The sequence below is a fragment of the Photorhabdus kayaii genome, from assembly GCF_025384895.1.
GTDB classification, from domain to species: domain Bacteria; phylum Pseudomonadota; class Gammaproteobacteria; order Enterobacterales; family Enterobacteriaceae; genus Photorhabdus; species Photorhabdus kayaii.
This window is the reverse complement of the sequence record NZ_JAJAFZ010000027.1, coordinates 16,657-40,627: the sequence shown is the minus strand read 5'-3', so window position 1 is coordinate 40,627 and position 23,971 is coordinate 16,657. Positions and strand designations below refer to the sequence as shown.

The following is a 23,971-nucleotide window of genomic DNA, read 5'->3' as shown; positions in this document are numbered from 1 at the left end:
GGTTACCAGTCGCTCATCTATATTTGCCCGTAGCTCTATAACTAATGTAAAAAATAATGAGTAAGTTACAATGAAAAGAATGCTAATCAACGCAACTCAGCAAGAAGAGTTGCGTGTTGCTCTGGTTGACGGGCAACGCCTTTATGATTTGGATATCGAAAGCCCAGGACACGAGCAAAAAAAAGCAAATATCTACAAAGGTAAAATCACCCGAATTGAACCTAGTCTGGAAGCTGCTTTTGTTGACTACGGCGCTGAACGGCATGGTTTCCTTCCTATTAAAGAAATAGCCCGCGAATATTTTCCCAATAACTACCATCCTCACGGTCGCCCTAATATCAAAGATGTTTTAAGGGAAGGCCAGGAAGTTATCGTTCAAGTCGATAAAGAAGAACGTGGTAATAAAGGGGCCGCCTTAACCACTTTTATCAGTCTGGCGGGCAGTTATCTGGTACTAATGCCTAATAACCCTCGCGCGGGCGGTATTTCCCGCCGTATCGAAGGAGATGACCGCACAGAACTGAAAGAAGCTTTGGCATCGTTAGAAGTGCCAGAAGGAATGGGACTGATCGTCCGCACTGCGGGTGTCGGTAAGTCCGCAGAAGCACTACAGTGGGATTTATCATTCCGCCTTAAACACTGGGAAGCGATCAAAAAAGCCGCCGAAAACCGCTCTGCCCCCTTCTTAATCCATCAAGAAAGTAATGTCATCGTCCGTGCTTTCCGCGACTATTTGCGCCCAGACATCGGTGAAATCCTAATCGACAATCCCAAGGTTCTCGATCTGGCACGGCAACATATCACTGCACTTGGCCGCCCGGATTTCACCAGTAAAATTAAGCTGTATAGTGGTGAGGTTCCCCTATTCAGCCATTATCAAATTGAATCACAGATTGAATCTGCATTTCAGCGTGAAGTTCGTCTGCCATCAGGCGGTGCTGTGGTTATCGATACCACAGAAGCATTAACTGCGATCGATATTAACTCTTCCCGTGCAACACGCGGAGGAGATATCGAAGAGACGGCTTTTAATACCAACCTTGAAGCAGCGGATGAAATTGCCCGTCAATTACGCCTGCGTGACCTTGGTGGTTTGATTGTTATCGATTTTATCGATATGACACCAGTACGTCATCAACGTGAAGTGGAAAACCGCCTACGTGATGCTGTTCGTCAGGATCGTGCTCGTATTCAAATTGGCCGTATTTCCCGTTTTGGTCTACTGGAAATGTCCCGTCAGCGCCTGAGCCCATCACTAGGTGAATCCAGCCACCACGTTTGCCCACGCTGTAGCGGCACAGGGACTATTCGTGATAATGAATCCCTGTCGCTATCCATTTTGCGTCTGATTGAAGAAGAGGCACTGAAAGAGAACACGCATCAAGTCCATGCTATTGTTCCAGTACAAATCGCCTCATATCTACTAAACGAAAAGCGCCAGGCAGTCAGTGCAATTGAACGCCGTCAGGGAGATGTTGGCGTAGTGATCGTGCCTAACGATCAAATGCAGACGCCTCACTTCTCTGTTCTACGCGTGCGTAAGGGTGAGGAAATTTCTGCACTGAGCTATCTGCTTCCTCAATTTTATGAAGCAGGAACGATAAATCCTCAAGAAGATGTCCAACCTGAACGTAAACGTCCTGAGCAGCCCGCTATTTCTGCTTTTGCTTTGCCAGCCGATACACCAGCACAGCAACCATCACATAAAACAAAAGAGAAAAAGCCAAACCACATTGCTCAGACTATAACGGAACAACCTGGTCTCTTAAGCCGCTTCTTGGCTGCTGTGAAAAAAATGTTCAGTACAGAAGCAGAAGAAGAAAAACCGGCACAGAAAAAAGAGAATAAATTATCTGGTCATGATAACCGTCGCTCTTCTGAACGACGCAATCAACGCCGCCAAAATTCACGTAAAGATCGTGATGATAATAATCTGCGTGATGAACAACGTAATAACCGTGATCGTGACGAACAACGGAAAAATCGTAATACTCAACAGAAAAATGACACTCAAGATAACAATGTGACGATAGATACTGCTGCTCGTGAAACCCAACAGCAGCAACGTCGCGAGCAACGTGCAGAACGTCAACGCCGTCGTCAGGAAGAAAAACGCCAGCAGCAACTTGAAACCCAGAAGCCGGAAGTCGTTGAAAATGAGGTTGAAGAACGTCTACCGGTTATGCCACGTCGCCAACGTCGTCAGCTTGAACAAAAAATTCGCATCATAGATGAAGTGAAAGAAGTTACAACTGCCGCCTCGCTGCCCGTACCTGTTGTTACAGAAGAGCAATTACCAGTACCTGTTGAAATACCGGTAGAAACAGCCCAGCCGCAACAATTGACTGAAAATAAAGAGCAACAAGATAATGTTATGCCACGCCGCTCTCGTCGCTCTCCTCGTCATTTGCGCGTTAGTGGTCAGCGCCGCCGCCGTTACCGCGATGAAAGAAATCTACTTCAATCACCGGTACCATTATCTATGGCTGTTGCATCACCAGAAATGGCTTCCGGTAAAGTTTGGGTTCGCTATCCGGTGGTTCCGATTTCCATAGAAATGCCTGAGGAAATTTCTATGATCGAACAGCAAGAACAGCAAAATGAGGTATTGTCGGCAATAGCAACAGAAACAGTACCTGCAATCATCGTTGTTGCAGAATCTGAACAAACCATCATTGAATCTCCGAAGGTAGCAAAGACGCTAGAAACTCACCAAAACGGAATCAAATCTGAAACAGGCATTACAGAACAAAATGACATTGTTCTACAGCAAACTGAATCAGTGCAGGAAGAACGGTCAGTTATTGAACTGGTTGCAATAACACCGATTATCCCTGAATTTGAGCAGCAATCTGAAGCAGAAGATGACATTGTTGTTTCTAAAGAAATTGCAGCAGTGATGATTATTGAAGAGAGTAAAGATGAAATGGTTAAACAACCTGTTGCTATTATAGCCAAAATTCATCATTCTTATGCGCCGATGACCAAAGCGCCAGCCCCTGAGATGATTGAAAAACCTATTGCTATCAGCGAATGGCAACGGCCTTTTTCTCATTTTGAAGGGAAAGGGGGAGCTGGGGGCCATTCAGCTACTAATGCGGCTACTTCACCAATGGCTAAACCGCAATTCTTTGAATAAACAACATTGTTTAATATCAGCAAAATGGCTCTTTTTAGGGAGCCATTTTTTTTTTGCTACTAACCCCACAAAAATACCTACCGTTAATTTTATTCTATCCACATAAGGGTTAGCTTAAACAGTCATTACCATAACCCTGTTCAATTAATTATCATTCGATTTCTTATTTAACCAGGAGAATAACCTATGAAACCGTGGCTTATTTTTGGTGCAGGTAGTGGCGTTGGACGTCATCTCGTGACTGTCGCACTGCAACAAAAACGTCCCGTCATTGCGCTTATCCGCAATTTTCAGCAGGCTACTGAACTGAGTGCTTTAGGTGTCAAAGTGATACAAGGTGATGCCTGTAATGCTGAAGATGTTGAAAAAACGGTACAACATGTAAGTTCAGAAGCAATCGTCTTTTCTACTATTGGTGGAATTGATTCAGATCTCTTTGGCAATATGACTATCATTGATGCTATTGAGAAAACAGGAATAACACGTATGTTACTCGTTACCTCAATAGGTTGTAGCGAAGGCTGGAAAACCCTGTCACCCAGAGCTAAGTCATTGTTTGGCCAATCTGTCAGGCTCAAATCAATGGCAGAAAGCTACCTCCAGACAAGTTCCTTGAATTACACAATTATTCGCCCGGGAGGATTAACCGATAAACCAGGAACAGGCCATTGTCAAAGATATCAGCATGAAATTCATGGTGCAGTTAGTCGCCAAGATGTTGCACATCAACTGGCAACTATGGCAGAAGAAGAATCTTCATATCAGCAGATTTATACCTTAGTTGATCCAGAGCTTAAACCTGATTGGGCTGTTGCGTAGTCGGTAAGAATAACCACGCATTCATGCGTGGTTATTTAATGATGCTATTTGAGTTCACCCATTGTTTTAAGCTTTTTAGACAATTCACGACGCTCTTTAGAAAGATCCGCATTTTTAATTATATGATCATCTATACGGTCTTCATAATCACTTCTCATATTCATAATGATGCTCTGAATATCTTCAATTGACATACCGGGCTTGATGTATTCGCTCAAGTTATCAAGCAATAAAACACGCTTCTGGTTATCGCGTATTTTCTTTTCATTGTCTGCAATTTCGCGCTGTAACTTATTCTTACGACGAAACATATGTACAAACTCCAACACATTGTGGAATGACGGCTTATTTACGTTGTCCATTTTCATACCTTATCTTCAATCTAAACGTACAAATTATCCAATCTGACTACACAATAAGACTAAAACCATTAATAGACAAGTCAGTTTCCGTTATTTATTGATTCTCATTAATTACATAAACCAGTTAACTTCTTGCTAAAGGTTCAGCATATTGACTCAATCGAAAACAATCAGCCAATGCGAATGAATAATAAATCACCAATCTTCCACTGGCAGAAGCACAGTTTTTCCCTATCGCTCATATTCCATCTGTTACTCTACAATTTTTTCAGATTTCAAGTGCACGATTATTAATCACTATTATCTCATACAAAATGAATAAAAAACTATAAAGTTAATTCTATTTATAAATTAAATAATTAAGTTAGATATTAATAAACCAACCAAATAAAGACAATTAATTATATAGAACACAATAAAAACTTGAATAAAATGTTATTATTCCCCCAACATTCCATATATTTTGAACTGTCTTAATACTTTCACTTTTCAATTCCTTGTGAAATAGGATTTTTAGCAAATTATTTTGAAGATAATTTATATTAAATAGGAAAACCATTAGTTTATTAGTTTATTAGTTTATTAGTTTATTAGTTTATTAGTTTATTAGTTTATTAGTTTATTAGTTTATTAGTTTATTAGTTAAACACCTTACAAAAATCACTATATTTATGATATTCATCTTAATAATAAAATAAAAAATTCTTTATTACTGAAACATAATTAAAATTGACGAAAAATATAACGATGATTAGGTTAGTGATGAAAAAAATTCCTTTTTATTTGGATGGTTACGAAATCTCTTTTGGTCATGCACGTAGAACAAGAATTCCAATTATAAAAATAACTCATTCCAAAAATGGGATTTCCATCAAACCATTTTATAGTGTTAATAGAATAAACTTACTTGAAATAATTCAATATGAAACTGGTTTAAATGATCAATATATTGAATCTATTAATGAGCATTTTCAAGAAGTTAATTATCCTTAATAAGGAAAAATATATTATAATTATTATATGCCCTGTTTGCTGGTAAAATTGCCTAAACAATTCATCAGCAAACTAGTAAAAGGTCTTTATAGATTGCCGGTAATAATACCATTGAAATAGCCCCCCTGAAAAATGTACTTATTAGTCAAATCTACCTTGGTGAAGAATAACTTTTATGCTTACTAATTGTAACCTATTGGAGTAATATACATTTTTCTTTTATTTTTTCCGTTATTTTGCTAATAAAGGAGAAGCTTTATCAATAGATTTAGTGATAATTACCGGATGATGTGAAACATCCAGCAGAAATTAACCCTTGGTTTTGGCCTTTAACTGTTAAATAAATTAAATTTGACATATTCACCTCGTTTATTTTTTCAATACTTCGATGGATACTGTGGTAGGCAGGTCAATATTGTCAAGGGTAAATGGTCTTAAAATAGACAATTTTTTATTCCAAGTACCCAAAATGTTAATAATCGGCCTCCAATCGCAAAACAAAAAGCAGGAAAACATGTATATACCCTATGGATTTCAAGATGGATCGCGGCGGCAAGGGAGCGAATCCCCGGGAGCATAGATAACTATGTGACCGGGGTGAGTGAGTGCAGCCAACAAAGAGGCAACTTGAAAGATAACGGGTATACAATATTGATTGCAATTACCAGATTCTCTAAGATAGTAAACAACAATTGTCTCTATTTTATGGCAAAAATGTCGTCCATTCTCTGAAAAAACAAACAATTAACATCATTGGACATTGAACAACCGTGAAAAATAACAGCGAACAACCCACTTTCTACATCCACGACTACGAAACTTTTGGTCAACATCCGGCCTTAGACAGACCGGCTCAATTTGCTGGTGTTCGTACTGATATGGATTTCAATATTATTGAAGAGCCATTAGTTATTTACTGTTCACCTGCTGATGATTATCTGCCACAACCAGAAGCTGTCATGATTACAGGTATTACTCCGCAAATTGCATTAGAAAAAGGGGTCAATGAAGCGGAATTTGCCCGCCAGATTCATAATGTATTCAGTGTACCGAACAGTTGTATCCTCGGTTATAACAATATTCGGTTTGATGATGAAGTCAGCCGTAATATTTTTTACCGCAATTTTTATGATCCGTACGCTTATAGTTGGCAAAAAGGTAATTCCCGTTGGGATTTACTTGATGTATTACGTGCCTGTTATGCCTTGCGCCCCGAAGGTATTGTCTGGCCAAAGAATGAAGATGGTCTACCTAGCTTTAAGCTAGAACATCTGACTAAGGCAAATGGTGTTGAACATTCACATGCTCACGATGCGATGTCCGATGTCTATGCCACAATCGCAATGGCAAAATTACTCAAAGAAGTACAGCCAAGGATGTTTAATTATTTCTTTCAGTTAAGAAATAAGCAGAAAATTAGCGCCCTCATCGATATTCCCCAAATGAAACCGCTAGTTCATGTTTCCGGGATGTTTGGCGCTGCTCGCAGCAATCTCAGTTTGGTTGCACCTCTTGCCTGGCATCCGGTAAATCAGAATGCCGTTATTATGTGCGATTTAGCCGGAGATATTTCACCATTACTGGAATTGGATGCAGATACATTGCGTGAACGTCTATATACCCGCCATGATGAATTACAGCCAGATCAACTACCAGTCCCGATAAAACTGGTTCATATTAATAAGTGCCCAATAGTCGCCCCCGATAATACTTTGCGAACAGAAGACGCTGAGCGTATCGGTTTGGATCGTGATCATTGTGAAAGAAATCTGGCTATTCTGCGAAATAATCCACAAATTAGAGAAAAAGTTGTAGAGCTATTTGCAGAGGCTGAACCTTTCCCTGAATCTGATAATGTTGATGCTAAGCTGTATGATGGTTTTTTTAGTAGTGCCGATAAAGCAGCAATGAATATTATCCGTGAGACATTACCTCAGAATTTACCTGCACTCGATCTGACTTTTCAGGACCCACGTATTAAAACGCTGTTATTCCGCTATAGAGCCAGAAACTACCCTGCTACTCTAACTTACGATGAACAACAACACTGGTTACGTCATCGTCAAGATGTATTAACTCAAGATAAGCTGAGTGAATATTTCTTTATAATTGAACAACTCTTCACTGAATATCAAGGCAACGAAGAAAAATGCCGTCAACTTAAAGCACTCATGGAGTATGCGGCAAAACTGGTCGGATAATTAAACAGACAGTAGGTAAATATAAAACGGCGAGTCATATATACTCGCCTTTCCGACAGGATAACTCTCTCATCAATCTTTACAGATTTAAACTTTCCTAGTGACAACATGACATTGTCACTACTGAGAATATTGACATTAAGATCTTTCACCCCAATTTTTCAACTTGGATGTTTTCCCAATTCCGGGATTGAGAGTGTTAGTGGGATCAGTCATCCGATAAAAAGCCTTAAGTTGAAGTTTAGCCTGATATAGATGACCCACATTATGCTCTGCGGGATATTCCGCTCCTCGTTTATCAAGCAGCTCTATCATTCTTTCTTTCAATGCCTGTACGTCCACCCCTTTTTTCACAATGTAATCCTGATGAAACACGTAGCACATAAAATGCCCGCAATAAAGTTTGTGTACCAATACATCATCAAACTCTGGGGGTAATTGTTCAAACCATTCACGATCATTGCGGCGCAGAGCGATATCAAGTGACAGGATATTCTCTACTTCGTTACTATGCACCGCTTGATAACGGATCGCTGAACCACCGGCGGAAAAACGATGCAAGAACGCTTTAGCACCCTCCTCCGGCGTACAAGCAAAAAAATCCCCTTCCACCCGGCTAAAATATTCTTCCAACCAGCTTCTGGCCTCTTCAACCCCATCACCTGACATTTTTAATATCAAATGGTGCTCAAAACGATTACGATATTCTTTCAAACGTTTAGGCAAGTGGGAGGGAAGTAAACGACTTAACCCCTGCATAATGCGATCGATAAGATTGACAGGTAAAAATGGAATTCGGTTGAAAAGAGCGTCCATTCTCCCTTTCAAAGTAAAATAAGCCGGCATCTTATCCGTGCCAAGCTTATCAATCATGATGAAAGTATCTTTACCGTAAGTTTCCGCAATATCGAAAATATCCCGGTGCATATATTCACCCGCCACCGGTAAATTATGAAAATTTGCTAATATATGGCGACGCAATTCCGTCAATACGCCAGTTTGGTTGGTACCGATATAAAATACTTGAGACAAAGGTTCTGCCGGAAAAGTATCGAGCCGCACAGCAAACACAACCAACTTACCCGCACAACCTGAAGCTTCAAATAAACGACGCTCGTCAGAATTAAAACGAGATGGAGTATCAGCATCTACGTCACGTACTCGTTGGGCATATTCATGATCAGATGCTTTACGCTGACCCTGTTCTACATCCTGATCACTGTAACGCTGTTCTTCCAGACAAGAGAGAATCTCTTCTGGTGTTTCTCCCAAATAGATACCCAGATGATTAATCAATTCTGGCTTACCACACTCATTAACACGTCCATACAATGCCATTTCGGTATAAGCCGGCCCACGATGAACTAAAGAACCTCCTGAGTTATTACAGATGCCCCCAATCACAGAAGCGCCAATACAGGAAGAACCGATAACTGAATGTGGTTCACGTCCCAGCGGCTTGAGCGCCCGTTCAAGTTGCCATAATGTACTGCCAGGTAATGCAACTACCTGATTATACTGTTTTAAAATCTGAATTTTATTCATGCGCAGCGTGCTAATAATGACTATGTCACGATCGTAATCCTTACCATTCGGAGTAGAACCTTCAGTTATACCCGTGTTGGCCGCCTGCATTAAAATGATTTTATCTGCTTCAGCGCAGACCTTAAACACACGCCACTGTTCCACCAGCGAGCCGGGAAATACAACGGCTAAAGCATCTCCCTGGCCGGAGCGAAAGCCTTTACGATAACGTTCAGTTTTATGGGGAGCAGTCAGGATATGAGATTTACCGACAATATTGGTCAGGGTAGTAATGAGTTGCTGATTTTGAGAGGTCTTTGCATCATTCATAGTCTCTTCCTTAATATACAATTACCTCTCAGAGCATAGATTGTTTTTCTTCGTTTACCGTTGAAATTTTTCTTATCTGTAAGCGACCTCGCTGTTTTTTTTCTTAAGCTCCTTTTCGTTAACTATTACGGTAAAATTAGCAACATAGTAAAAATAATGGCGCCAAATTCGGCGCCATTATTCTTTTGCTAAATATTAAACCATTTCAGAGTATTGAGGCATCGGCTGACGGAAGCTACGGGTCAGGAATACCATATAAACCAGACCAATTGCTCCCCAAGTTAGCCCCAATTCCATAGAACTTTGCTCCAGATTCATCCATAGTACGCTAACAGTACAAGCACCTATCACAGGTAATATCAAGAAATTAATGGTATCTTTTAATGTACGGTTACGACGTTCACGGATATAGAATTGAGAAATAACTGATAAGTTTACAAAGGTGAACGCTATCAACGCACCAAAGTTAATCAGAGCTGTTGCAGTAACCAGATCAAAGGTAATCGCAGATAACCCTATGGTGCCTACCAACAATACGTTGATTATCGGAGTCCGCCATTTTGGATGAACATAGCCAAATATTTTCTCAGGAAATACACCATCGCGCCCCATAACATAGAGCAAACGGGAAACCCCCGCGTGAGCCGCCATACCAGAAGCCAAAACAGTGACACAAGAGAACACCAAAATAATGGATTGGAACAGAGTACCTGCTACATACAGCATAATTTCTGGCTGAGATTCATCCGGGTTCTTGAACCGAGAAATATCCGGAAAATAGAGCTGCAAGAAATAAGAAACCGCAATGAAGATAACACCACCGATTAATACTGTCAGGAAAATCGCTTTCGGAATCACCTTACCAGCATTCGGAGTCTCTTCGGACAACGAACTAATGCCATCAAACCCTAGAAATGAGAAGCACAAAATCGTCGCCCCAGTAATCATTGGGATCAAATGGGCATCTTCAGAAACAAATGGTTTCGCATTCCATAAAGTTCCTACTCCTTCCCCGTTGTACACACCGTGGATCAGTAAACCCACAAATACGACCATAATGGCCACCTGAACAATAACAATAGCCGTGTTGAGATTAGCAACAACGTTAATGCCACGCAGGTTAAAAGCGGTCATCAGTAATGCAAAACCCACAACGAAGATCCACGGATCTACGCTAGGAAAAATGGCCTGAAGATAAATTTTCGCTAACAAGATATTAATCATCGGCATGAACATATAGTCCAATAGCGATGACCAACCCACCATAAAGCCAACATGCGGACTAATGGATTTTTGTGCATAAGTATATGCAGATCCAGCAGAAGGGAAACGTTTTACCAACTTCCCGTAGCTCACGGCGGTAAACAGAATTGCGATCAAAGCAATAGCGTAGGATGTCGCTACGTGACCGTTAGTCAAACCAGAAACAATACCGAAAGTATCAAAGATAGTCATAGGTTGCAGATAAGCAAGACCCATCATCACTACCTGAACCAAGGTCAGTGTTTTTCTGAGCTGAACGCGATTATTAGCACCAGTCTGGTTGGTACCTAGTGTGATTACAGTATTATGAGTCATGAGCAAAACCTCCCATAACTCCGATTCGTGTTATGACACTACTTAATCGATAGTTACTGGGAAGACTTCGCTTCTGCCTATAGGCAGTAGAATTAGAGGCTGGATTATATGCAGAGCTCAATGCTCCATAGTCATCGATGCAGCAGCATGTGCCAATTGGCACAAGTGCGAAAGGAAATAATTGCTCCATATTAGCGTTCCTCATTACGGCAACCGATTCTCATTGCGGTTGATCGTGGGCCAATTATCTATCCGGCTCAGAGTCCGGCCTCTGGTATAGTAAAAAATAAGTCATAGCAAAAAAAATAACCGACGCATATAAACGCATCAGTTATTCTCTAGTGGGCGAATTCTGCACTTGAAGACCTGAAATAGCAATACTCACCACACTAAAAGTTCATTATTTTTTACCACACTCATTGATGACGCTATGGAATTTGACGGTGTCATATACATTTTTTTAATGTGGCTAAGTTTTAACACAACACAAAACGGATTTCTATTCAGTTTTACAGGTATAAGCAAAAAACAAAAATCCTCCTTGTCAGCGACAAACAAGGAGGATTATAAAATATACCCGTTATCTTTCAAGTTGCCTCTTTGTTGGCTGCACTCGTTCACCCCGGTCACATAGTTACCTATGCTCCCGGGGATTCACTCCCTTGCCGTCGCGATCCATCTTGAAATCCATAGGGTATAGTTAGTTAGAACGTATTATCAAAAGTCGTAATTAATACCAATGTTATAACGACGGCCATCCAATACTATATCATGGGTGTCTTCAGTCACTTGTTTTTCAAACACGTTATATACCCCCCCTACCAAGCGTAAACCTTCAGCCAGATAATAGCTGACACCGATATCCACAAAGGTATAAGACGGTGTTCCTGTCCCCATAGAGGTACGTGATAAATAATTCGAAGTTTTGCCACGGTAGTTAACACGCGCCCAAGTTTGCATTTCTGGTAAAACCTGCCAGTTTAAGGTTGCATTCACCATATGTTTAGGCATCTTATTCAAAGGCTTCCCTTTGAAGTTACCGCTCTTTTGCTCAGAATCAGTATACGTATAGTTTGCAGCCAATACCCAGTTATCAACAATATCCCAGTTCATCGTCGCTTCTACACCACGCATATTGGCTTTATCAATGTTCACACGGTCACTGATAAATTTATAAGCAGTGCCATCAATAACACATTTGCCCTGAGATTTACCACTTGGATCGGTACAACGACGTAATTCAGTAATTTTATCTTTAAATTCAGTGTTGAATATTGTTAAACCGACATTAAAGTTATCCCGATTGTTCCAGATAACACCAATTTCCTGATTGAAGCTCTTCTCCGGTTTCAAATCCGGATTACCGACGATAATCGCTGGATCACCACCGCCACCCGTAATCTGCCCCCAATTAGATGCTGCCTGACGTAATTCTGGTGAACGATATCCTGTAGAAACGCCTCCTTTAATCGTCCATTGCTCATCAACATGCCATACACCGTACAAACGTGGAGTCCAATGGTCACCGAAGTTTTCGTCTTTATCCATGCGGATACCACCGGTCAGAGCAAAGTCATTGGTCATTTGCCATTCATCTTCAGCAAATAACGCCCAACTCCAACGGTTCAGCTTATTGATATTTTTAGCAGAAGCTAATTGATTCCCTTCATCGCGTAAATCTTCATAACGATACTGACCACCTATACTCAATGAATGATCATCCAACATAAACACTGTATGAGTATTGAACAGATTATCGTAATATTTCATATCACGACCAGGATTACGTGATTCATCACGCTGGAAGTACGTTGTCGACGTTCCAAAATCGTAAACGCCATTATGGGTGATAGAGTAATTATTTCTTTTATATCGACTTTGACTATTACCTGGAGATCGCCAACTACTTGTCTTTGTTTTCCCTACAGTAGAATCACGATCTTGCTCATAACGTCCCGCTTCAAAATCAAAAGTATTCTGCTCATCGGGAGTGAAAGAGAAAGTGGCTGAACCATTACGCATTTCCTGTTTGTTAAACCCACCGATAAATTTATCTTCATTACGGTGAGAATACAGGCCGCTCACTTTCAGCCCTAATAATCCATCAATAATTGGACCTGACGTATACACACTACTCTGATGACTATTACCTGATTTAGAACGCTCCTGCAAAGTGCCATCAGCGCGGAAGCTGGTTTTCCACTCTTTCTGTGCCTTACGGGTAATGATGTTAATCACCCCTCCCATCGCATCAGAACCATAAAGAGAAGACATAGGACCACGAACAACCTCGATACGTTCTATCGCGGCCAATGGCGGCAACCACCCCTGTTCAATCCCAGAATTATCACGGTTTGGACGAGTACCACGGGTATCAACACGCTTACCATCAACCAGAATCATTGTATATTGAGACGCCATACCGCGAATACTGATATCACTGCTGCTAGCACCACCTGTAACAACGACACCTGGCACATCTTTCAGTGCATCAGTCACATCACGATAAGCCTTAGTTTCCAATTGTTCACGGCTCACCACAGAAATAGACGCTGGCGCATCTTCAATTTTCTGTTGAAAACCAGCTGCCGTAGTGACAAGAATAGTGTCATTACTGCTACTAGCCGCAAAAACTGGGCCAGATGAGATTGCAGCAATAATACCTAACGCGATTTTTCTTTTATTAAAAACACCCATTCCCGATTCTCCAAGAGATATAATTACACTTTATTTATCTATAAAAATGGATAATCAACATGTGCTCAAATAACGAGGATAAAATATTTACCTCTGTGTGGTTTTATTAGTTTGCTTACATCTTATTACCATAAGACATAAGACAATATTTTTTATTAATTACAACAATCCATCTTATTAACTTATTCCATTTACTATTCTTCGCAGTAAAGAATGAATCTCAGCATTAACCAGACAAAAACTGTAGCTTTCAAATATGGCTTAGCTTTTAAATCCATAGGGTATATACCCGTCATCTTTCAAGCTGCCTCTTTGTTGGCTGCACTCACTCACCCCGGTCTCATAGTTATCTATGCTCCCGGGGATTCGTTCCCTTGCCGTCGCGATGCAACTTGAAATCCATAGGGTATATACGACAATGCACATTCTGATTTTTGTACGCATTCTGCGCCTACACTTTATTAAAAATATATATTAAACAATAAGTTAAAATGAATTTTCTCTCACTAGCTTTGAAACTAATCCATCAACTAATACCTGAGGAATACCCTGAGAACAACGTTCAATTCTGCCTTTGACACCATAAACCTGTGCCAGACTATCTGGCGTAATAACCTGCTCAGGAGTTCCCTCGGCAATTAAATGCCCTTTTTGCAACATTAATACATGGTCACCATGACGCAAAGCGATATTAATATCATGCACAACGACCACAGTAATAATATTCCGCTGATAAGTTTCTTGTGCCACCAACGCCATTACGTGATATTGATAATTTAAATCCAGCGCACTAAGTGGTTCATCTAATAATAATAATGCTGGTTTACGAATTAACGACTGTGCTAATCCGACTAATTGTTTTTGACCGCCAGATAACTGATCTAAATAACATAACGCCAGATGCTCAATCCCCAACTGACGTAACAGCAACATCACTTCTTCTTCGCTGGTTTCAGAATAACGCCCTCCGGATGCCCGTTGAGCAACGATAATTGACTCCAGTACATGCAAATGAACACCAGCAGGTAAGCTTTGTGGTAAATAAACCACATTTTCCGATCGCTGGACAAAACTCATCTTCATCAAATCTTGACCATCAAGCCAAAGCTGGCCTCTTGCACGATTTAAACCAGCCAAAGAACGCAAAAGTGTTGATTTACCGCTACCATTTGGCCCCAACAATACTGTAATTTTCCCACGAGGCAACGGAGCAACATTCAGATTTTCAATAACAGAATGTTTCGGATAACCTGCAAAAAAATTGTTAATGGTTAATCCCGGATTCATATATTCGCCCTATGACGTAAGATTATGCTAAGGAAGAATGGAACCCCAACTAACGCAGTAACGATCCCAACAGGAATAACGACACCCGGGATCAAGTTTTTCGAGGCGATGGACGCCATAGACAGCACCAGTGCACCAATCAAGGCACTGGCTGGCAAATAGAAACGATGATCTTCACCAAACATCATGCGGGCAATATGTGGCGCAATTAAACCGATAAAGGCAATTGGCCCAACAAAGGCAACTGCTAAAGCAGCAAGAATACTGATACGCAATAATGTCCCCAGGCGCAGACGACGAACATCAATACCAAAACTGATTGCACGATCTTCACCCAAGCGCAGCGCTGTCAGCTTCCAAGAATTCATCATTGAAATAGGAAAAACGGCGGCAAACACCAACAACATAACACCCAGTTTTATCCAGGTTGCTCTGGCAAGGCTACCCATTGTCCAAAGTACCAGCCCCTGAAGGGTATCTTCCGTTGCAATAAACTGCATCATGGAAACCAATGCTTCAAAGGTAAAAACTAATGCAATGCCAAATAATACGACCCCAGACGTAGCAACTCGTGTCCAACGAGTAATCGTATCCAGCACCAATGCTGCCAACAAGGCGAAAATGAAAGCATTCGCAGAAATGAACCATTGATCAGGCACGCCTGGAATACCAATACCAGACACAATCGCCAACGCAGCACCAAATGCAGCCGCCTGGGCAACCCCTAAAGTAGAGGGACTGGCTAATGGGTTATTTAAGATCGTCTGCATTTCCGCGCCAGCCAACCCAAGGGACAGGCCAATCACTACCGCCATCAGGGCATAGGGTAAACGGATATCCCAAACAATTACCCGTGTACCCGCATCCACACTCTCTGGCGATACTAAAGTCTGCCAGAGAGATGACAAAGATAAACCTGATGGACCTATCGTAAAATCTAATACCAGTGAAACACCAATAATCAGCACGATGAAGACCATCATCACAATACGGCGGCGTAAAATATATTGGTAATGGGCTTTTACACTGCTGTCATCTAATTGTTGTTTCACCATTGGCATCGGCTCGGTAGTGGCACTCATTATTCCCGTTACCTGACTTACTGATTATTTTTCACTGATCCAATAAACCCCTGATGGATCAACTGCCAGGAATTTACTGTGTAATTCATTCAGTGTCTTCTGCGGATCTAAATCTGTAAATTTCTCAGGATAGAACCATTTAGCAAATACCTGAGTCGCTACCACATTATAGGGAGAATTGTAGTAGTTATGCCAAATCGCATAGTCTCTGCCCTCTTTGACCGCAGTCAACGAGCTGATACCTTTACGTTCAGTCATTTGTTTCAGACTGGCTTTTGCTAGTTCAGGCGTAGATTGCGCTCCCAGTTTTACACCAGGTTCATTACTGTCTGGCGCTTTTGCCCCACTAGCAATGTAAATATAAGGGTCAACTGCAATAATTTTTTCGAGGTTCATATTACCAAGTGCGCCTGGCAGAACACCTTTAGCAATGTTTTTACCACCAGCCAAATCGATAAAATTACCCATATTGCCATTACCGGCAGTCGCACAGCAGTCTTCAAAAGCACCCGCTCTCAAGTCGATAAATACTGTTGGTTTTTTCTCTTCCGAGATTTTATTGGTGATATCAGTCACCAGTTTTACATTTTTCTCGTAAAAATCGGCATATTCTGTCGCTTGTTTTTCACGATTTAGTACTTTACCTAGCATACGAATGCTCGGCAGCGTATTCTTTAACGGCTCAGTACGAAAATCAACAAATACAACCGGAACACCTGCCTTTTCAAGTTGGGCGACCAGTTCGCTGTTTTTACCAGGACCATGACCAGACAAGCCAAAAATGGCGATATCCGGATTGAGGGTTAACACTTTTTCAGAGCTGACACTATCAGCACTGGTGTTACCAATCAAAGGAACCTTATCAATCTCAGGGAATTTAGCTTTATAGACGGCGTAAGACTGTGGGTCCAGTTTGCGGAAATCACCTTGCCAACCCGCAATACGGGCCAGTGGTTTATCACCTTCAAGTAAAGCGATAGCGTGGAACAAACGGCCTTCGCCCAACAAAATACGATTTACATTCTCAGGAACTTCAACAGTACGACCAACTATATCGGTGACCGTTTCAGCCCATGATGCGAAGCTTGCCATGACTGCCGAACCCGCTAACAGGCCGACACTGATACTCTTTGCTATGGATCGCGACATAAATTTCATTTTGTTAGCCCTTTCATATTAATAATTATGGTACTAACAATAGGACAAATGAGAATACTTATCAATATGATCTACACAAATTTTGGTAAATTACGTGATTAATTGCATGAATTAACACTATGAAAAATAAAAAATACCTATTTGATCACAAAATGAGTGTATTCTTTTAATTTCTTATCAAAAACGGCTTATCTACTCAAATAAATAAAACATTAAGATAATAATAAATTAATCGTGAATCGAATTAAAAAAACCATAAAACCAAGCTGGTAGGAATTTTTTCAAAGATTCCTACCGACCTGTTAATCACGATTTAACGTATTTACATTCACTGATTCGTGATATCAGGAAATTTCATCTCGCTATATTTGATAAAGTGAGTTTTCCTAACTAATTTGTAACCAAACCAAATCAACAGGAATAGTGGAATACCAATATAAGTTGCAGTTACACCATACCAGTCAATTTTATCTTGTAGAAATGCCTGATAATTCTGTCCTAATGTGATGGTTAGACACAAAACAAACGCAAAGATTGGACCAACCGGGAAAAATCCTGAACGATAAGGTAATTTACTTAAATCCAACCCCTGAGCTACATAACCACGGCGGAAACGATAATGGCTAATAGCAATCCCCAACCATGCAATAAAACCGGTCATCCCAGAAGTATTCAACAACCACAGATAGACGGTCTGGTTACCGTACATTGAACTGAGGAAACACAACGCAGCAACCACTGTCGTTGCATACAAGGCATTACGCGGTACACCACCTTTGGATAATTTGCCAAAAATCCTCGGTGCTTTACCCTCTTTTGCCAATGTGAACAACATACGAGTCGATGCATACATACCTGAATTACCCGCAGACAGCACAGCCGTCAAAATAACCGCATTCATCATAGCGGCGGCGGATAACAAACCAGCGTTTTCAAATACCAACGTAAACGGACTAACACTAATATCACCAACCTCATTACGCAGTAGGCTTGGATCAGTATAAGGAACAATCAAACTGATAATCAGGATCGCAAAAATATAGAATAGCAGAATACGCCAAAATACCTTACGTACAGCACTGGGAACATTTTTTGCCGGATCTTTTGACTCACCCGCCGCAATGCCAATTAACTCAGTTCCCTGGAAAGAAAACCCAACTATCATTGCCACGCCAATCATGGCAGAGAAACCACCGGCAAAAGGTGCATCACCAATAGTCCAGTTATGCCATCCAGCACCTTCTGCCCCTTTCATGATGCCGGCTATCATCAGTAATCCGACCACAATAAAAACAATAACCGTGCTGACTTTAATTAAAGAGAACCAATATTCAGCTTCACCAAATCCTTTCACTGAAATAAAATTCAGTAGGAAAATCAGCGCGAGGAATAACGCACTCCAGATCCAACCCGGCATATCCGGCAGCCAATAACCCATAACCAATTGGGCAGCAACCAAATCCACCGCGATAGTCACCGCCCAGTTGTACCAGTAGTTCCAACCCAGAGCGAAACCAAACCCTTCTTCAACATATTTGGAACCGTAAGTTGAGAAAGAACCGGAAACGGGCATATAAGCGGCCAGTTCCCCCAAACTGGTCATCAGGAAATAAACCATCAAGCCAATTAATGCATAGGAAAGTAATGCTCCGCCAGGCCCTGCTTGTGAAACTGTCGCACCTGAAGCCACGAATAACCCGGTGCCTATTGATCCGCCAACGGCAATCATCGCCAGATGCCGAGCTTTCAATTCACGTCGCAAATGTTGCGTTGCTGGTTTCAGGGAAACACTTTTTTGTTGTTGAGACATTCTGTTCCTGTTAGCTGCAAATAAATCTGATGGCGGATTGTAACAAATCCTCACTATCAAAATAGCGAGGAAGCACTGTTATAAGATACCTTCATAATTTAGAGAAAATTATAAGTAACACAGCTAATTTTGGATTTTAAACAAAACGTAAAATTTACCGGCAGTAACTGAGCAATTTTTGCAGTGCGATAGACATATGCTTTTGCCGATGATAAATCAGGTACAATGTTCTGAAAAGTCTTAATCCTGGCACTTTTAACTCCAGTAAAGTACGATTTTGCAATTGCTCTGCAACGACTCGTCTGGACAAGCAACTGATGCCCATACCAAATTTGACCGCATGTTTTATCGCTTCAGAATTTCCCAATTCCATCAAAATCTTGAACCCAGGTAAATGGGCAAACAACAGATGATCCAGCACTTCTCTTGTACCCGATCCCCTCTCCCTTAATATCCATAATGCCTTAACTAAATCATCCAATTTTAGATCCTGTTTAGCTAGCGGATTTTCAGGAGAAGAAAAAATAACCAATTCATCCTCCATCCATAGTTGAGTTATCAACTCAGGACTATGACAGGAACCTTCTATCAAACCAAGATCAACACGGAATTCCAGCACAGAATTGATGACATCCTGCGTATTACTGATATTTAACTCTAGCGGCGTATCAGGAAAATCCTGACGATAATTTGCCAGCATTTCCGGCAACATATAATTACCAATGGTGCTACTGGCAGCGATACGTAGCGCTCCTAACTCCTGTTTGAATAACTGCTGAATTTCCCCTGCTTGCTCTAGCAATGCCAACGCCTTGGGATAGAGTAGACGACCATGTTCATTCGTCACCAATCGCTTTCCTACCCGATCAAAAAGCTGTACGCCAAGTTGGCTTTCCAGATCCGTTAATGAGGCACTCACTGCGGACTGAGATAGTGCCAATTGCTGAGAGGCTTGCGTCGTTGAACCGCTTTTCAATACCTCAGTAAAAACTTCTAACTGCCTCAATGTGATGTGCATATTGCCCCGCAAAATATGGTGTCAGTCAAAATTAGCTTGTTTTAATTTTATACGGCAATAGACAACTTAACAAAAATCCACTTTCTTACCAATTTTTTCGATTATATATAAAAATATTATCAATTTTAATGATAAGTTAGTCTGCTATATGCTTATGTTTAAAACATATAAGCAAAGTGAGAAACCTCTATGTCTGACATTCGTGCCAAAAAATTCAGCAAACAATCATCTATTCCCGGTATGAAATTAATATTTGGGTTAATATTAGCGGCAACACTTACTGCAATTTCAATATATGCCGGCAATATTCCGTGGTTTATTAATATGGGACTGGGCACATTAACACTGGCGATCCTTGCAGGGATCATTGCCGGTAATACTGTTTATCCTTTACTCAAACCTTATTGTGATGAAGGTATTCATTTCTCAAAACATTATCTTCTGCGGGCAGGTATTATTCTTTATGGCTTCCGTTTGACATTTCAACAAATTGCCGATGTTGGCATTACCGGCCTTCTGATTGATGCTGCTATGTTGTCTTCCACTTTCTTTATTGCAATGTGGCTAGGCAAATCACTCTTTGGATTAGACCAGCAAACGGTGATACTAATTGGTGCCGGCAGCAGTATCTGCGGCGCAGCAGCTATTATGGCAACAGAGCCAGTAGTGAATGCCCCTGCCAGTAAAGTTGCTGTTGCGGTATCGACAATTGTCATCTTTGGCACTATCGCTATTTTCATTTATCCGTGGTTTTATCAACTCAATGAGCTTTATCAGTGGTTACCACTTACTCAGGAAACTTTCGGCATCTTTACTGGTTCCACCCTTCACGAAGTTGCTCAAGTTGTTGCTGTTGGGCATGCTATTAGCGATCAAACGGAAAACGCAGCCGTTATCAGTAAAATGATCAGGGTTATGATGTTGGCGCCATTCCTGTTGTTATTATCCCGTTACATTAGCCGTGCCCACACTAAAAATGGCAGAAACCATCAGGAGAAAACACCAATGACTATCCCCTGGTTTGCGGTGATTTTTATTGCAATAGCAGGTCTTAACTCTTTCAATTTACTACCTGCTGCAATAATTAATTCTCTGATTAATATTGATACTATTATGCTTACTATGGCAATGGGGGCACTGGGTTTAACTACTCATGTAAGTGCCATCCGTCAGGCCGGATTTAAACCCATTTTATTGGCTCTAATTTTGTTTGTATGGCTGATGGCGGGTGGTCTTTTGATCAATCTTGGCATTCAACATCTGTTTGGCTGATCAGAATCCACCCGGAGAAATTTTATTTCAACAGCATATACCTTATGGATTTCAAGATGCATCGCGACGGCAAGGGAGAGAATCCCCGGGAGCATAGCTAACGATGTGACCGGGGTGAGCGAGTGCAGCCAACAAAGAGGCAACTTGAAAGATAACGGGTATATAACCTTTCCGTTCTTAAGGTTCATAGAGTGATTGAACAATGCCATAATGACGTAAAGTAAGAAGGAGAAAAATATGAAATTTGTTGGAGCACATGTCAGCGCTGCCGGTGGAGTTGATCAAGCAGTTATCCGGGCGCACGAACTAAAAGCGACCGCCTTTGCCCTATTTACAAAAAATCAGCGCCAGTGGCATGCTCCACCTTTAGCCGCTGACGTTATCGATAAATTTAAAGAAAATTGTGAACGTTATGGATATGGTAGCCGACAAATTCTCCCTCACGACAGTTATCTGATTAATCTTGGCCACCCAGAAATTGAAGCACTGGAAAAATCCCGACTGGCTTTTATTGATGAGATGCAACGTTGCGAACAATTAGGGATCGATTTATTGAATTTCCATCCTGGCAGCCATCTCAATAAAATAGATGTGGATAAATGCCTGGCGCGTATTGCGGAATCTATCAATATTGCTCTCAATAAAACCCAGGGAGTCATTGCTGTTATCGAAAATACGGCAGGTCAAGGCACTAATCTGGGTTTCAAATTTGAACATCTGGCAGCAATTATTGATGGAGTTGAAGATAAAAACCGAGTGGGTGTCTGTATTGATACCTGTCACGCCTTTGCTGCTGGCTACGATTTACGTACAAACGATGCTTGTAAACAAACTTTTCAACAGCTTGAAAAAATTGTTGGCTTTCAATATTTATGCGGAATGCATTTAAATGATGCCAAAAGTGAATTCGCCAGCCGTGTTGACCGACATCATAGCCTTGGAGAAGGAAATATTGGTAAAACACCTTTCAGTTATATTATGAAAGATGCTCGTTTTGATGGTATTCCACTCATCCTTGAAACAATAAACCCAGATATTTGGCCACAAGAAATTGCCTGGCTGAAATTACAACAAAATTAATTATTCTTTAATTAAAGCATTATCTAACGGGTATCAGTTCAACTTTAGCCATCATGGCAGCTAATTCAGTACGATTGCTGATACCAACATTAGGCTGGCTAACGGCAAGTGCAGATACAGCGGTCGCCAATCGCAACGTATGTTCACTGGATTCCCGCATCAGCAAACCATAAACCAAGCCACCAACCATTGAATCACCAGCCCCAACAGTGCTGACGACTTTACAATGTGGTGGTTTCGCCAACCATGCTCCAGACGCATTAACCCATAATGCTCCCTGCTCACCCAATGATATGACAACATGAGCAATTCCCTGATCCCTAAGTTGATGTGCCGCTATGATGATATCGGATAATTCAGGTAACAGACGCCCCGCCCATACTTCAAGCTCATGGCGATTCGGCTTCACTAACCAAGGGGATGCTTTTAACCCTGCAACCAATGCTTCACGGCTGCTGTCAAAAATAATGCAAGGACAAAGTTGACGTAGACAGGTCATCCAGTCGGTAAACGATTCAGCAGAGACACCAACCGGTAAGCTACCACTCACAACAACCATATCAAACTGTCCAAGCCATGAAAGCGAATCATTAACAAATCCCGACCATTCAGCTTCGCCGACATAAAAACCAGTGAAGTTAAAATCTGTCACTTCACCGCTTTCTTCTGTTAATTTGACATTAATCCGTGTTCTGCCTGGTACTAAATGAAAACGATTTACCATACCATTTTCATTGAAGAATTGTTGAAATCCTTCCTGATTTTCCTTACCCAAAAAACCACTCACCGTGACATCAATACCTAAGTCACGCAAAACCTTAGCAACATTATTGCCTTTCCCAGCAGCATGTAGTCCAGCGGCTTGCACTCGGTTGATCGCCCCTTTGACGATTTCCGGGCACAATCCTACCAAATCATAAGCAGGGTTTAGGGTGATAGTGGCAACTCTACGGCTCATATTTGCCTGATGTCTCCTAAATAAATAATCATCATCATTACTACGCATTTTCAGTTCTATTTATATCACTTTATATCACTAAAATTGAATCGTTTCAGTTAAATTCCGTACTTTATTGATCGTTATTGATCGTTGTCTTAAATTGATTTCCAGATAAGAATAGCATTGAATTTTTCTCAAAAAGAATTGCTAATTTATTGAAATTTAGATGAAAGGAATAAACCAAATGTCTGTCATTGTGGGTGTTGGCGTAGTTATTGTGAACGAATATGGTCAAGTATTACTCGGAAAACGTAGCAGTAAACATGCTCCATACTGGTCAATCTTTGGTGGTCATGTTGATGACGGAGAAACTTTTGAGCAATGTGCAATCCGTGAAATTGAAGAAGAAACGGGTCTGACGATTCAATCACCAAAGGTCTACGGTATTTGTAATAACCTTCAAACTTACCAACAGGAAGGAAAACATACTATTTCAGTATGTTTACTGGCAAAACATCCAGGTGGTGAACCAAAATTGATGGAACCAGAAAAATGTGAACAGTTTATGTGGGGCGATCCCGATAATCTTCCTGAACCTCATTTTGAAGCTAGCCGGAATGCAATAAAAATGTGGCAAGAAAATAAATTTTATTTTACCGAATGAACTAACTTATGTTAGTT

Annotated in this window: 19 protein-coding genes; 8 read left to right on the top strand and 11 right to left on the bottom strand. The window is 41.0% G+C overall.

Annotation, left to right across the window (positions count from 1 at the left end):
• Nucleotides 1-70 precede the first annotated feature (70 nt).
• Complete coding sequence (rne, locus tag LGZ98_RS12075) at nucleotides 71-3,139, top strand: ribonuclease E (RefSeq protein ID WP_113041904.1); 3,069 nt, start codon at nucleotides 71-73, stop codon at nucleotides 3,137-3,139.
• 186 nt (nucleotides 3,140-3,325) lie between these two features.
• Entirely contained in the window at nucleotides 3,326-3,958 is a 633-nt protein-coding gene (locus LGZ98_RS12070) for an SDR family oxidoreductase (protein ID WP_113041905.1), read from the top strand.
• 44 nt (nucleotides 3,959-4,002) lie between these two features.
• Here the strand turns inward: LGZ98_RS12070 and tmaR are convergent, their stop codons facing one another.
• Nucleotides 4,003-4,320 carry a PTS system regulator TmaR gene (gene tmaR / locus LGZ98_RS12065; RefSeq protein WP_112878499.1) on the bottom strand — a complete coding sequence of 106 codons (318 nt, stop codon included), beginning with the start codon at nucleotides 4,318-4,320 and terminating at the stop codon, nucleotides 4,003-4,005.
• A gap of 762 nt (nucleotides 4,321-5,082) precedes the next feature.
• On the opposite strand from tmaR, the gene LGZ98_RS12060 reads away from it, so the two are divergent.
• From LGZ98_RS12060 to sbcB, 3 genes are all read left to right on the top strand, one after another.
• Entirely contained in the window at nucleotides 5,083-5,313 is a 231-nt protein-coding gene (locus LGZ98_RS12060) for a hypothetical protein (protein ID WP_113041906.1), read from the top strand.
• Nucleotides 5,314-5,901: 588 nt separating this feature from the next.
• Complete coding sequence (locus LGZ98_RS12055; RefSeq protein ID WP_158536529.1) at nucleotides 5,902-6,045, top strand: hypothetical protein; 144 nt, start codon at nucleotides 5,902-5,904, stop codon at nucleotides 6,043-6,045.
• A gap of 38 nt (nucleotides 6,046-6,083) precedes the next feature.
• Nucleotides 6,084-7,514 (top strand): exodeoxyribonuclease I, encoded by a 1,431-nt coding sequence (gene sbcB / locus LGZ98_RS12050; RefSeq protein WP_113041908.1) that lies wholly within the window; start codon nucleotides 6,084-6,086, stop codon nucleotides 7,512-7,514.
• A 138-nt stretch (nucleotides 7,515-7,652) separates the two neighbouring features.
• Here the strand turns inward: sbcB and dld are convergent, their stop codons facing one another.
• The 9 genes from dld to yieE all read right to left on the bottom strand — a co-directional run bounded on the left by dld (nucleotide 7,653) and on the right by yieE (nucleotide 19,998).
• Nucleotides 7,653-9,368, bottom strand: a complete 1,716-nt coding sequence (dld, locus tag LGZ98_RS12045; RefSeq protein ID WP_262978123.1) for a D-lactate dehydrogenase — start codon at nucleotides 9,366-9,368, stop codon at nucleotides 7,653-7,655.
• A gap of 195 nt (nucleotides 9,369-9,563) precedes the next feature.
• Nucleotides 9,564-10,946, bottom strand: a complete 1,383-nt coding sequence (locus LGZ98_RS12040; protein ID WP_113041910.1) for an APC family permease — start codon at nucleotides 10,944-10,946, stop codon at nucleotides 9,564-9,566.
• Between the two features lie 717 nt (nucleotides 10,947-11,663).
• Nucleotides 11,664-13,643: a ligand-gated channel protein gene (locus LGZ98_RS12030; RefSeq protein ID WP_113041911.1), complete on the bottom strand. Its 1,980-nt coding sequence runs from the start codon at nucleotides 13,641-13,643 to the stop codon at nucleotides 11,664-11,666.
• A 261-nt stretch (nucleotides 13,644-13,904) separates the two neighbouring features.
• Entirely contained in the window at nucleotides 13,905-14,087 is a 183-nt protein-coding gene (locus LGZ98_RS12025) for a hypothetical protein (RefSeq protein WP_146748077.1), read from the bottom strand.
• Between the two features lie 42 nt (nucleotides 14,088-14,129).
• The gene (locus tag LGZ98_RS12020) at nucleotides 14,130-14,930 is read right to left on the bottom strand and encodes an ABC transporter ATP-binding protein (protein ID WP_113041913.1); all 801 of its coding nucleotides are present in this window, start codon (nucleotides 14,928-14,930) and stop codon (nucleotides 14,130-14,132) included.
• Nucleotides 14,927-16,012 (bottom strand): FecCD family ABC transporter permease, encoded by a 1,086-nt coding sequence (locus tag LGZ98_RS12015; RefSeq protein ID WP_113041914.1) that lies wholly within the window; start codon nucleotides 16,010-16,012, stop codon nucleotides 14,927-14,929. The genes LGZ98_RS12020 and LGZ98_RS12015 overlap by 4 nt, the downstream gene beginning before the upstream one ends.
• A gap of 24 nt (nucleotides 16,013-16,036) precedes the next feature.
• Nucleotides 16,037-17,170 (bottom strand): ABC transporter substrate-binding protein, encoded by a 1,134-nt coding sequence (locus LGZ98_RS12010; protein WP_228902706.1) that lies wholly within the window; start codon nucleotides 17,168-17,170, stop codon nucleotides 16,037-16,039.
• Nucleotides 17,171-17,498: 328 nt separating this feature from the next.
• Nucleotides 17,499-18,980 carry an amino acid permease gene (locus tag LGZ98_RS12005; protein WP_262978122.1) on the bottom strand — a complete coding sequence of 494 codons (1,482 nt, stop codon included), beginning with the start codon at nucleotides 18,978-18,980 and terminating at the stop codon, nucleotides 17,499-17,501.
• 154 nt (nucleotides 18,981-19,134) lie between these two features.
• Complete coding sequence (gene yieE, locus LGZ98_RS12000) at nucleotides 19,135-19,998, bottom strand: DNA-binding transcriptional regulator YeiE (protein WP_262978121.1); 864 nt, start codon at nucleotides 19,996-19,998, stop codon at nucleotides 19,135-19,137.
• Between the two features lie 189 nt (nucleotides 19,999-20,187).
• On the opposite strand from yieE, the gene LGZ98_RS11995 reads away from it, so the two are divergent.
• On the top strand, nucleotides 20,188-21,270 hold the full coding sequence (locus tag LGZ98_RS11995; protein ID WP_113041918.1) for a YeiH family protein: 1,083 nt from the start codon (nucleotides 20,188-20,190) through the stop codon (nucleotides 21,268-21,270).
• Nucleotides 21,271-21,507: 237 nt separating this feature from the next.
• Nucleotides 21,508-22,350 carry a deoxyribonuclease IV gene (gene nfo, locus LGZ98_RS11990; RefSeq protein ID WP_113041919.1) on the top strand — a complete coding sequence of 281 codons (843 nt, stop codon included), beginning with the start codon at nucleotides 21,508-21,510 and terminating at the stop codon, nucleotides 22,348-22,350.
• 19 nt (nucleotides 22,351-22,369) lie between these two features.
• Here the strand turns inward: nfo and fruK are convergent, their stop codons facing one another.
• Nucleotides 22,370-23,308, bottom strand: a complete 939-nt coding sequence (fruK, locus tag LGZ98_RS11985) for a 1-phosphofructokinase (RefSeq protein ID WP_113041920.1) — start codon at nucleotides 23,306-23,308, stop codon at nucleotides 22,370-22,372.
• Between the two features lie 226 nt (nucleotides 23,309-23,534).
• Here fruK and LGZ98_RS11980 point away from each other — a divergent pair, with 226 nt between their 5' ends.
• Nucleotides 23,535-23,954, top strand: a complete 420-nt coding sequence (locus LGZ98_RS11980) for a nucleotide triphosphate diphosphatase NUDT15 (RefSeq protein WP_262978120.1) — start codon at nucleotides 23,535-23,537, stop codon at nucleotides 23,952-23,954.
• The last annotated feature ends 17 nt before the right edge of the window (nucleotides 23,955-23,971 follow it).

What these genes read in the sequence shown, in the direction of transcription:
- rne (WP_113041904.1), top strand. Translation starts at nt 71, where the DNA reads ATGAAAAGAATGCTAATCAACGCAACTCAGCAAGAAGAGTTGCGTGTT.
- LGZ98_RS12070 (WP_113041905.1), top strand. Translation starts at nt 3,326, where the DNA reads ATGAAACCGTGGCTTATTTTTGGTGCAGGTAGTGGCGTTGGACGTCAT.
- tmaR (WP_112878499.1), bottom strand. Translation starts at nt 4,320, where the DNA reads ATGGACAACGTAAATAAGCCGTCATTCCACAATGTGTTGGAGTTTGTA.
- LGZ98_RS12060 (WP_113041906.1), top strand. Translation starts at nt 5,083, where the DNA reads ATGAAAAAAATTCCTTTTTATTTGGATGGTTACGAAATCTCTTTTGGT.
- dld (WP_262978123.1), bottom strand. Translation starts at nt 9,368, where the DNA reads ATGAATGATGCAAAGACCTCTCAAAATCAGCAACTCATTACTACCCTG.
- LGZ98_RS12040 (WP_113041910.1), bottom strand. Translation starts at nt 10,946, where the DNA reads ATGACTCATAATACTGTAATCACACTAGGTACCAACCAGACTGGTGCT.
- LGZ98_RS12030 (WP_113041911.1), bottom strand. Translation starts at nt 13,643, where the DNA reads ATGGGTGTTTTTAATAAAAGAAAAATCGCGTTAGGTATTATTGCTGCA.
- LGZ98_RS12025 (WP_146748077.1), bottom strand. Translation starts at nt 14,087, where the DNA reads ATGCGTACAAAAATCAGAATGTGCATTGTCGTATATACCCTATGGATT.
- LGZ98_RS12020 (WP_113041913.1), bottom strand. Translation starts at nt 14,930, where the DNA reads ATGAATCCGGGATTAACCATTAACAATTTTTTTGCAGGTTATCCGAAA.
- LGZ98_RS12015 (WP_113041914.1), bottom strand. Translation starts at nt 16,012, where the DNA reads ATGAGTGCCACTACCGAGCCGATGCCAATGGTGAAACAACAATTAGAT.
- LGZ98_RS12010 (WP_228902706.1), bottom strand. Translation starts at nt 17,170, where the DNA reads ATGAAATTTATGTCGCGATCCATAGCAAAGAGTATCAGTGTCGGCCTG.
- LGZ98_RS12005 (WP_262978122.1), bottom strand. Translation starts at nt 18,980, where the DNA reads ATGTCTCAACAACAAAAAAGTGTTTCCCTGAAACCAGCAACGCAACAT.
- yieE (WP_262978121.1), bottom strand. Translation starts at nt 19,998, where the DNA reads ATGCACATCACATTGAGGCAGTTAGAAGTTTTTACTGAGGTATTGAAA.
- LGZ98_RS11995 (WP_113041918.1), top strand. Translation starts at nt 20,188, where the DNA reads ATGTCTGACATTCGTGCCAAAAAATTCAGCAAACAATCATCTATTCCC.
- nfo (WP_113041919.1), top strand. Translation starts at nt 21,508, where the DNA reads ATGAAATTTGTTGGAGCACATGTCAGCGCTGCCGGTGGAGTTGATCAA.
- fruK (WP_113041920.1), bottom strand. Translation starts at nt 23,308, where the DNA reads ATGAGCCGTAGAGTTGCCACTATCACCCTAAACCCTGCTTATGATTTG.
- LGZ98_RS11980 (WP_262978120.1), top strand. Translation starts at nt 23,535, where the DNA reads ATGTCTGTCATTGTGGGTGTTGGCGTAGTTATTGTGAACGAATATGGT.